Genomic DNA, 7,710 nt, shown 5'->3' on the forward strand with positions numbered 1-7,710 from the left:
GGTGCCGCGCCAGCCGACGAGCGACGCCGGCCCGGCGGGCACTCAGCTCGCCGGATCGGGAGGGACGACGTCCGGGACGTCGTTGGGGCCGGCCTCGACCGGGCGCGGACGGTCCTGGCGGTGCAGGCGGACGGCGACCAGCGCGACGTCGTCCTCGGGCCGGCCGTCGACCAGCCGTTCGAGCACCTCGTCGAGCAGCTGCTGGAGCGGCAGGTGGGACACCTCGGCCAGCGCCTCCCGCAGCCGCACCAGGCCGGCGTCCAGGTCGGCGTCGCGCCGCTCGACGAGCCCGTCGGTGAACAGCAGCACCGTGGAGCCGCGGTCGAGGGTCACCACCGACTCCTGGCGCTCGGCCTCGGAGTCCACGCCCAGCAGCAGGTCGCCCTTCCAGGCGGCCAGCTCGGCCACACTGCCGTCGGGGTTGATGACCAGCGGCGGCAGGTGCCCGGCGTTCGCCCAGCGCATCCGGGTGATGCCGCGCCGGCGCTCGTCGTCGTTCTGCTCGAAGCGGGCCACCGCGGCCGTGGCGAGCACGTGGGTCTGCAGCACCGCCATCGAGGCGTCCAGCCCGCGGAGCACCTCGACCGGCGGCGCGTCGCTGTAGGTGGCGATGCCGCGCAGCAGCCCGCGCAGCTGCCCCATGGCCGCGGCTGCCTCGGTGTCGTGCCCGACGACGTCACCGATGACCAGCATCGTGGCCCCGCTGGGCTGCAGGAACGCGTCGTACCAGTCGCCGCCGACCCGGGCCGCCTCGACGGCGGGCAGGTAGCGGACGGCGATCTCGGCGTGGTCGGGCTCCGGCGGCTCGGTGAGCAGGCTGCGCTGCAGCCCTTCGGCCAGCTGCTGCTGCTGGGCGTAGAGCCGGGTGTTGTCCAGGGCCAGGCCGGCGCGGTCGGCGACGTCCTGGGCGGTGGCGAGGTCCTCCCGCGACAGCATCTCGCCGCGGCCGAAGTAGAGGGTGAGCACGCCCAGGGTGCGCCCCCGCCCGCGGAGCGGCAGGCAGACCGCGGCGCCCGGTGCCAGCGCGGTCAGCAGGTCCCGCGCCTCGCCGTCGGGGAGCAGGGCGGCCACCTCGTCGGCGTTCGCCCGCACCGCCTCGCCGGCCAGCAGCGCCCGCGCCACGGGGGAGGTGGCCGGCATCGCGTCCAGCCGGACGGCGGCGTAGCGCTCGACCAGCGCGCGCGACGACGGCTCGGCGTGCCACCAGCCGACGTCGCGCGGGCGTCCGTCGGCCTCGACCACGGTGACGATGCACCACTGCGCCAGTCCCGGGACGACCAGCCGGGGGAGGCGGCTCGTGGCGGCCTGCGCGTTCAGGGTCCCGGCCAGCTCGGCGCTGACCTGCGCGAGCAGCGCCAGCCGCTGCGCCGAGCGCTCGGCGCCCTCGCGGGCCAGCTTCTGCTCGGTCACCTCGACGAAGTAGATCGACAGGCCCTCGGGGCTCGGCCAGGCGCGGAGCTCGTACCAGCCGTCGAGCGGCGCCGGGTAGTGCGCGTCGAAGCTGACCGGCTGCCCGGTCCGGACGGCACCGCGGTAGTGCTCCTCGAAGGCGCTGTTCACCGTCGCCGGGAACGCCGTCCAGATGACCTCGCCGAGCAGCTCCTCGCGGCTGCGGCCGAGCAGCCGCTCGGCCTCGGCGTTGACGTGCGTGAAGCGCCACTCGTGGTCGAGCGAGTAGAAACCGGCCGGCATCGCCTCGAGCACGCGCGTGACGCGGACGTCGCCGGTGCGGTCCTCGGTGGTGTCGTACGCGGCGCCGAGCACCCGGACCGTGGTCCCGTCCGGGCCGGCCAGTGCGCGGCCGCGGGCCTGCACCCAGCGGGTGTCGCCGTCCGGGCGGACGACGCGGTACTCCGCCTCGAAGTCGCCGAGGAGGTCGATGCAGGAACGCAGGGCCTCGCTGACGCGGGGCAGGTCGTCGGGGTGCAGCCGCCGGTTGAAGGCGGTGATCGTGCCGTCGAAGTCGGCGGGGGTGTACCCGAACATCGTCATCAGCGGGTCGTCCCACACCAGCTCGCCGGACCGCAGGTCCCAGTCGAAGGTGCCCACCCCGCCGGCGTCCATCGCCAGCCGCCAGCGCAGGTGCTGGCGCTCGTACTCGCCGGTCAGCGCGGCGTACTCCAGCTCGGTCACCACCGAGGCGGCCAGCTGGCGCAGCGTGGCGACGTCGGTCGCCGACCACTCGCGCGGCACCGGGTCGAAGACGCACAGGGTCCCGACGACGTGTCCCTCCCCGTCGGTCAGCGGTGCGCCGAGGTAGGCGACGACCAGCCCGCCGGTCACCGTCGGCAGGTGGCCGAGGCGCTCGTCGGCCCGCGCGTCCGGGATCGCCAGGACGTCGCCGCCGACCGCGGCGAGCGTGCAGGGGGTGTCGGTGAGCCCGGTCTCCCGGGTCGCGCTGCCCGGGGGCAGTCCGGCGACACCGGCGACGGACTGGACGTCGTCCAGCAGCGAGATCTGACCGGCCCGCGCGCCGAGGAGGCGCGCGGCCAGCTCGACCAGCCGGTCGACGGCGGGGGAGCCGGCCTGGGCGACCCGGAGCCGGCGGGCGGCGCGCAGCCGGGCCGGGTCGCCGCGCAGCGCCTCCGCCGCCAGCTCGACGTCGGACGCGCGCACGGCACCGTGCTGCCGCAGGGATCGCTCCACCGGTACCTCTCCGTTGTCGACACCCCGCGCCGGGGTGTCCGAGCCCGCCGGCGGCCACGACTGCTCGAGCTGCGCGCGTCCCCGCAGTTATGCCATGCCGGGTCGGTCGCGTGCAACGATCCTGACGCAGATCACCTCGGCGGCGACGGTGCGTGCCGGGTCAGCGGGAAGCCCGTTCCGCGGGGACGACGAGGGTCAGTGCGGTGCCGCCGGGGTGTTCCACGTGGAACCCGGCCCGGCGCAGCAGGGCCCGCAGCCGGACGGCGTCCCCCGGCTCCCCCGTCGTGGTGGCGAGCAGCCGCGCGACGCGGCCCTTGTGCGCCTTGTTGGCGTGGCTGACCACCGCCCGCGTGCCGTCCGGGCGCTCGCTCAGCACGTCGAGGGTCACCGCGCCGGGCACCGGCGCGAGCGCGGCGTAGGCGCCGCTGCGCAGGTCGACGACCAGCTCGTCGACGGCCGCGAGCACCGGGCCCAGCGTCGGCCGCCACAGGCTGCGCAGCGTCGGCCGGCCGGGCAGCGCCGAGCCGGCCGACAGCCGGTAGGCCGGGATGCGGTCGGTGCCGCGGACCACCCCGAACAGCGCGGACCCGACCGCCAGCCGCCGGTCGGCTCGGGCGCGCTGGGCGCGGGTCAGCGAGCGCACGTCGAGGGCGTCGTAGAGGACGCCGGTGTAGCGCTCCAGGGCCGGCGTCGTCGGGGCACCGAGCAGCTCGGCGTTGCGCGCCACCTCGTCGTCCTGCCTCGGCGACAGGCCGAGTGCGGCCCGCGCGGTGGAGGGGTCCCCCGCGAGCTCGACCAGCGCCTTGACCAGGTCGGCGCGGACGTCGGTCAGCTCGGGCCAGCAGAGTGCGGCGAGATCCAGCGGGTCGCCGTCCCCACCGGGGGCCTTGCTCTCCGACGGCGGCAGCAGGACGAGCACGACAGGCCACGGTACGTGCCCGCAGGCGGCGTGTCGGATCCCGGTCCCGCGCTCCGCCGGACCGCATCGGGGGTGGCGGGGACCACACTCTGATCCCTGCCGCCTCCGAGCCCCGGAGGACCGTCGCGGACAGCGGGGACCGGCCACCGGGGCGCCCGGGCGGTGGGCACCCCGGCCGGCACAGAGGCGTGCCGGCACCGACGAGGAGGAGCGTCCGTGGCAGGCAACAAGGCAGTCAAGTACATGGGGCCCGGCAAGGTCGAGGTCGTCGATCTGGACTACCCGAAGCTGGAGCTGCAGGACGGGCCCGGCATGCACCCGTCGAACGTCGGCCGCAAGACCCCGCACGGGGTCATCCTGCGGACGGTCAGCACCAACATCTGCGGTAGCGACCAGCACATGGTCCGCGGGCGGACGACGGCGCCCGAGGGGCTCGTCCTCGGCCACGAGATCACCGGCGAGGTCGTCGAGAAGGGCCCGGACGTCGAGTTCCTGAACGAGGGCGACATCGTCAGCGTGCCGTTCAACATCGCCTGCGGCCGTTGCCGCAACTGCAAGGAGGGCAAGACCGGCATCTGCCTGACGGTCAACCCCGACCGCCCGGGCTCGGCCTACGGCTACGTCGACATGGGCGGCTGGACCGGCGGCCAGGCCGAGTACGTGATGGTCCCGTACGCCGACTTCAACTGTCTGAAGTTCCCGGACCGCGACCAGGCGCTGGCCAAGATCCGCGACCTCACGATGCTGTCGGACATCTTCCCGACCGGCTACCACGGCTGCGTGACCGCAGGCGTGGGCACCGGCTCGACGGTCTACATCGCCGGCGCCGGGCCGGTGGGGCTGGCGGCGGCGGCCTCCGCGCACCTGCTCGGGGCGGCCGTGGTGATCGTCGGCGACCTGGTCGAGGACCGGTTGGCCCAGGCGCGCAGCTTCGGCTGCGAGACCGTCGACGTCTCGAAGGGTGACCCCAAGGACCAGATCGCGGAGATCCTCGGCGAGCCCGAGGTGGACTGCGGCGTGGACGCGGTCGGCTTCGAGGCCCGCGGGCACGGCAAGGACGCGCAGACCGAGGCCCCCGCCACGGTGCTCAACTCGCTGATGGACATCACCCGCGCCGGCGGTGCACTCGGCATCCCGGGCCTCTACGTGACCGGTGACCCGGGTGCGGCCGACGAGGCGGCGAAGACCGGGTCGCTGTCCATCCGGCTGGGTCTGGGCTGGGCGAAGTCGCACGCGTTGACCACCGGCCAGTGCCCGGTCATGCGCTACAACCGCCAGCTGATGATGGCGATCCTGCACGACCGGGTGCAGATCGCGAAGGCGGTGAACGCCGAGGTGATCCCGCTGGAGGACGCGCCGCGGGGCTATGCGGAGTTCGACCAGGGCGCGGCGAAGAAGTACGTGCTCGACCCGAACGGGATGATCCCGGCCGCGTAACGCCGACGATCATGGCGCCGTGACCACCTCCGGCCCGTCCGGAGTGGTTTCGGCGCCATGATCGCGCTCAGGCTCAGGTCCAGTACAGCAGGCGGGCCTGGGGCAGCCGCTCGGCGAGCGCGGCCTCGAACCAGTCGCGCAGCTCGGCCATCGTCTCCCTGGGGTAGACGTGCTTGACCGAGCCGTACTTCCCGCGCTTGGGAGTGCGGCGGGCCTCGTCCATGTCGAGCTTCGTCCGCGGGTACCAGTCCAGCAGCGTCTCCTTGCTGCCGGGCGTGAACCGGTGGGTGATGCACTCGACGGTGAGGTCGGCGCCGTCCGGCAACGCGGCGGCCACGGCGTCGAGCAGGGCGCCGTACTCCTCCCGCCACCCCTCGACCGGCATGATCGGCGCGATGGTGAGCCCCACCGGGTAGCCGGCGGCGGCCACCGCGGCGAGCGCCGCGATGCGCCCGGGCACCTTCGCCGTGGCGCCCTCGAAGCGGCGGTCGACCGACGACGCGTTGACCGAGAACCGCAGCCGGGTGCGCCTGCCGTGCGGCAGGTCCAGCAGGCCGGCGACGTCGTCGAACTTGGTGGTGGCCCGCAGCTGCACCGGCCCGGGCCAGTCGTGCGTGCCGAAGTGCGTGACGGCCGCGGCGAGCCCGCCGGTGAGGTGCTCGATCGCCAGCGGGTCGGTGTAGCAGGAGGCCTCGAACGTCGTCCCCTCACCGCCGCGCCCCAGCGTGCCGGAGGTGACCGCGCCGCGGCCGACGTAGCCGTCCAGGCCGGTGAGCACCTCGTCGAGGTCGGCGAACACGCGGGTGATCGGGGGTCCGGACAGCGAGCCCGCGAGGTAGCAGTACTGGCAGTGCGCGGGGCAGCCCTCGGCCAGGTCGACGCGCCAGTCGGCGGACGGCGGGATCGGCTGCAGCCGGCGCTTGGACGGCGGCGGGACGACGACGGCGAGGGTGTCCTTGGCGGCCATGAACGCCGCGCGGTCGCCGTCCCCGCGCAGGTTGGGCAGCCGGTCGCCCGGCAGCAGCTCGACGTCGGGCACCCCGGCGGCTTCGAGCCGGGCCAGGATGCGCTGCCCGTGCGGCCGCTCGGCGGCCGAGCGGGTGACCAGGACGCGCGACGGCGTCCAGAGGCGGGTCGGTGCGGGGACGTCGGAGGTGGTGGGGACGGGCGGTGCGAGCTGCGCGGTCATCGCCGCGTACAACACCGGCGGCGGCCCGCTGATGCCCTCGCCGGCCGGCTCGTCGCGGCTCTGCTGTCGCCGTCGGCGCAGGTGTCGGTCAGGGTCGGGAGGTGCCCGCTCGCCGTTCCTCCGCACCCGCCCCCGGCCCGGCGGTGGCCCGCCCGGGCCGGGCCCGCTGACGTGGACGCGGGCTGGCTGCCCTCGCTCGGGCTCGCGGCCGCCGTGGCGGTCGGCGCCGGCACCCAGCGCATCACCGGGCTCGGTTTCGCCCTGGTCTCCGCCCCGTTCCTGGTGCTCCTGCTCGGGCCCTTCGCCGGGGTCCTCGTGGTCAACGTGCTGGGGGTCGCGGCCTCGGTGCTGGTCCTCGTGCAGGTGCGGCGGGACGTCGAGCTGCGCCGCGCCCTGCTGCTCTCCGCACCCGCACTGGTGGCGGTCGTCCCGGGTGCCTGGGTGGCCCGCCACACGGCACCCGCGGTCCTGCAGGTCCTCGTGGGCGGCTGCGTCGTCGTGGCGCTGCTCGCCGTCCACGCGGTCGGCCGGCGGACCGGCACGGGTGCCCCATCCGGGACGGGGACGACGCCCGCGCTGCTCGCCGGGGCCGCGTCGGGCTTCATGAACGCGACCGCGGGGGTCGGGGGACCCGCGCTGACGGTCTACGCGGTCGCCACGCGGTGGCCGCAGCGCGCCTTCGCGGCGACGGCGCAGCTGTGCTTCACCGTCATCGGGTCGGCCACCGTGGCGGCCAAGGGCCTGCCGTCCCTGCCGGTCGCGGACTGGGCGGTCGCGGCCGCCGCCCTGGGCGTCGGCCTCATGGCGGGCACCGCGCTGTCCGCGCGCGTGTCACCGACGACCGCGCGCACCGCCGCGCTGTCACTGGCGCTGGCCGGGGGCGTCGCGACCGTGGTCGACGGTGTCCTCGGCGGCTGAGGGCTCGCGGATCAGTCGCGGAGGTCGACCACCACGGGCGCGTGGTCGCTGGCGCCCCTGCCCTTGCGCTCCTCGCGGTCGATGCGCGCGCCGCCGACCCGGGCGGCCAGCGCCGGGGAGCCGAGGATGTCGCTCTGCCGAAGAAGCTCCCGCCGGAGTTCAAGCGTGACGTCGTCGGTCGCCCGACGAGGTGACCTGAGCCAGGTCGAGGTCGCCGCCGACCTCGACATCTCGGTGGAGTCCGTGCGCCGTTGGGTCCGGCAGGCCGACATCGACGACGGTTCGGTGGACGGGCCGATCAGCAGGCGGAGTTGGTGTCGCTGTGCCGCAAGCTGCGCCGGCTGGAGATGGAGATCGAGGCTCGCCGCGGGGGCGCGGCCTACTTCGCGCGCTGGCCATCGGCCTTGGTCGCGGCATTGCAGCCTCGGCGAAGCCAGGTGTCCCATGCGCCGCCTGCAGGGCGAACCTCGCCCTTGGTTTGAGCCGGGATGTCCGCGGCTCGAGGAGGTCAAGCCCGCTGGCGTGGTGTGTGACGGCTACCGCGTGATCTTCATGTCGGTCAGGCGCTGAGCGCCGGAAGGGTCGGGGTGGTCACCTCCTC

The 7,710-nt window shown here is 75.1% G+C and carries 6 protein-coding genes; 2 read left to right on the forward strand and 4 right to left on the reverse strand.

Annotated elements, in window-relative coordinates:
• Nucleotides 1-42 precede the first annotated feature (42 nt).
• Both BUB17_RS21830 and yaaA read right to left on the reverse strand, forming a co-directional pair.
• Nucleotides 43-2,646, reverse strand: coding sequence for a SpoIIE family protein phosphatase (locus tag BUB17_RS21830; protein ID WP_072920772.1), 2,604 nt, complete (start codon nt 2,644-2,646; stop codon nt 43-45).
• A gap of 160 nt (nt 2,647-2,806) precedes the next feature.
• Nucleotides 2,807-3,565, reverse strand: a complete 759-nt coding sequence (yaaA, locus tag BUB17_RS21835; protein ID WP_072920773.1) for a peroxide stress protein YaaA — start codon at nt 3,563-3,565, stop codon at nt 2,807-2,809.
• A gap of 216 nt (nt 3,566-3,781) precedes the next feature.
• Here yaaA and fdhA point away from each other — a divergent pair, with 216 nt between their 5' ends.
• Nucleotides 3,782-5,002, forward strand: coding sequence for a formaldehyde dehydrogenase, glutathione-independent (gene fdhA / locus BUB17_RS21840; protein WP_072920774.1), 1,221 nt, complete (start codon nt 3,782-3,784; stop codon nt 5,000-5,002).
• 73 nt (nt 5,003-5,075) lie between these two features.
• Here the strand turns inward: fdhA and BUB17_RS21845 are convergent, their stop codons facing one another.
• Complete coding sequence (locus BUB17_RS21845; RefSeq protein ID WP_072920780.1) at nt 5,076-6,191, reverse strand: SPL family radical SAM protein; 1,116 nt, start codon at nt 6,189-6,191, stop codon at nt 5,076-5,078.
• 171 nt (nt 6,192-6,362) lie between these two features.
• Between BUB17_RS21845 and BUB17_RS27105 the strand changes: the two genes are divergently transcribed.
• On the forward strand, nt 6,363-7,109 hold the full coding sequence (locus BUB17_RS27105) for a sulfite exporter TauE/SafE family protein (RefSeq protein ID WP_175561456.1): 747 nt from the start codon (nt 6,363-6,365) through the stop codon (nt 7,107-7,109).
• An 11-nt stretch (nt 7,110-7,120) separates the two neighbouring features.
• Here BUB17_RS27105 and BUB17_RS21855 read toward each other — a convergent pair whose 3' ends face one another.
• Nucleotides 7,121-7,339 (reverse strand): hypothetical protein, encoded by a 219-nt coding sequence (locus BUB17_RS21855; protein WP_208983570.1) that lies wholly within the window; start codon nt 7,337-7,339, stop codon nt 7,121-7,123.
• Nucleotides 7,340-7,710: the final 371 nt, after the last annotated feature.

Origin of the sequence: Geodermatophilus obscurus (assembly GCF_900143215.1) — a bacterium.
GTDB lineage: Bacteria > Actinomycetota > Actinomycetes > Mycobacteriales > Geodermatophilaceae > Geodermatophilus > Geodermatophilus obscurus_A.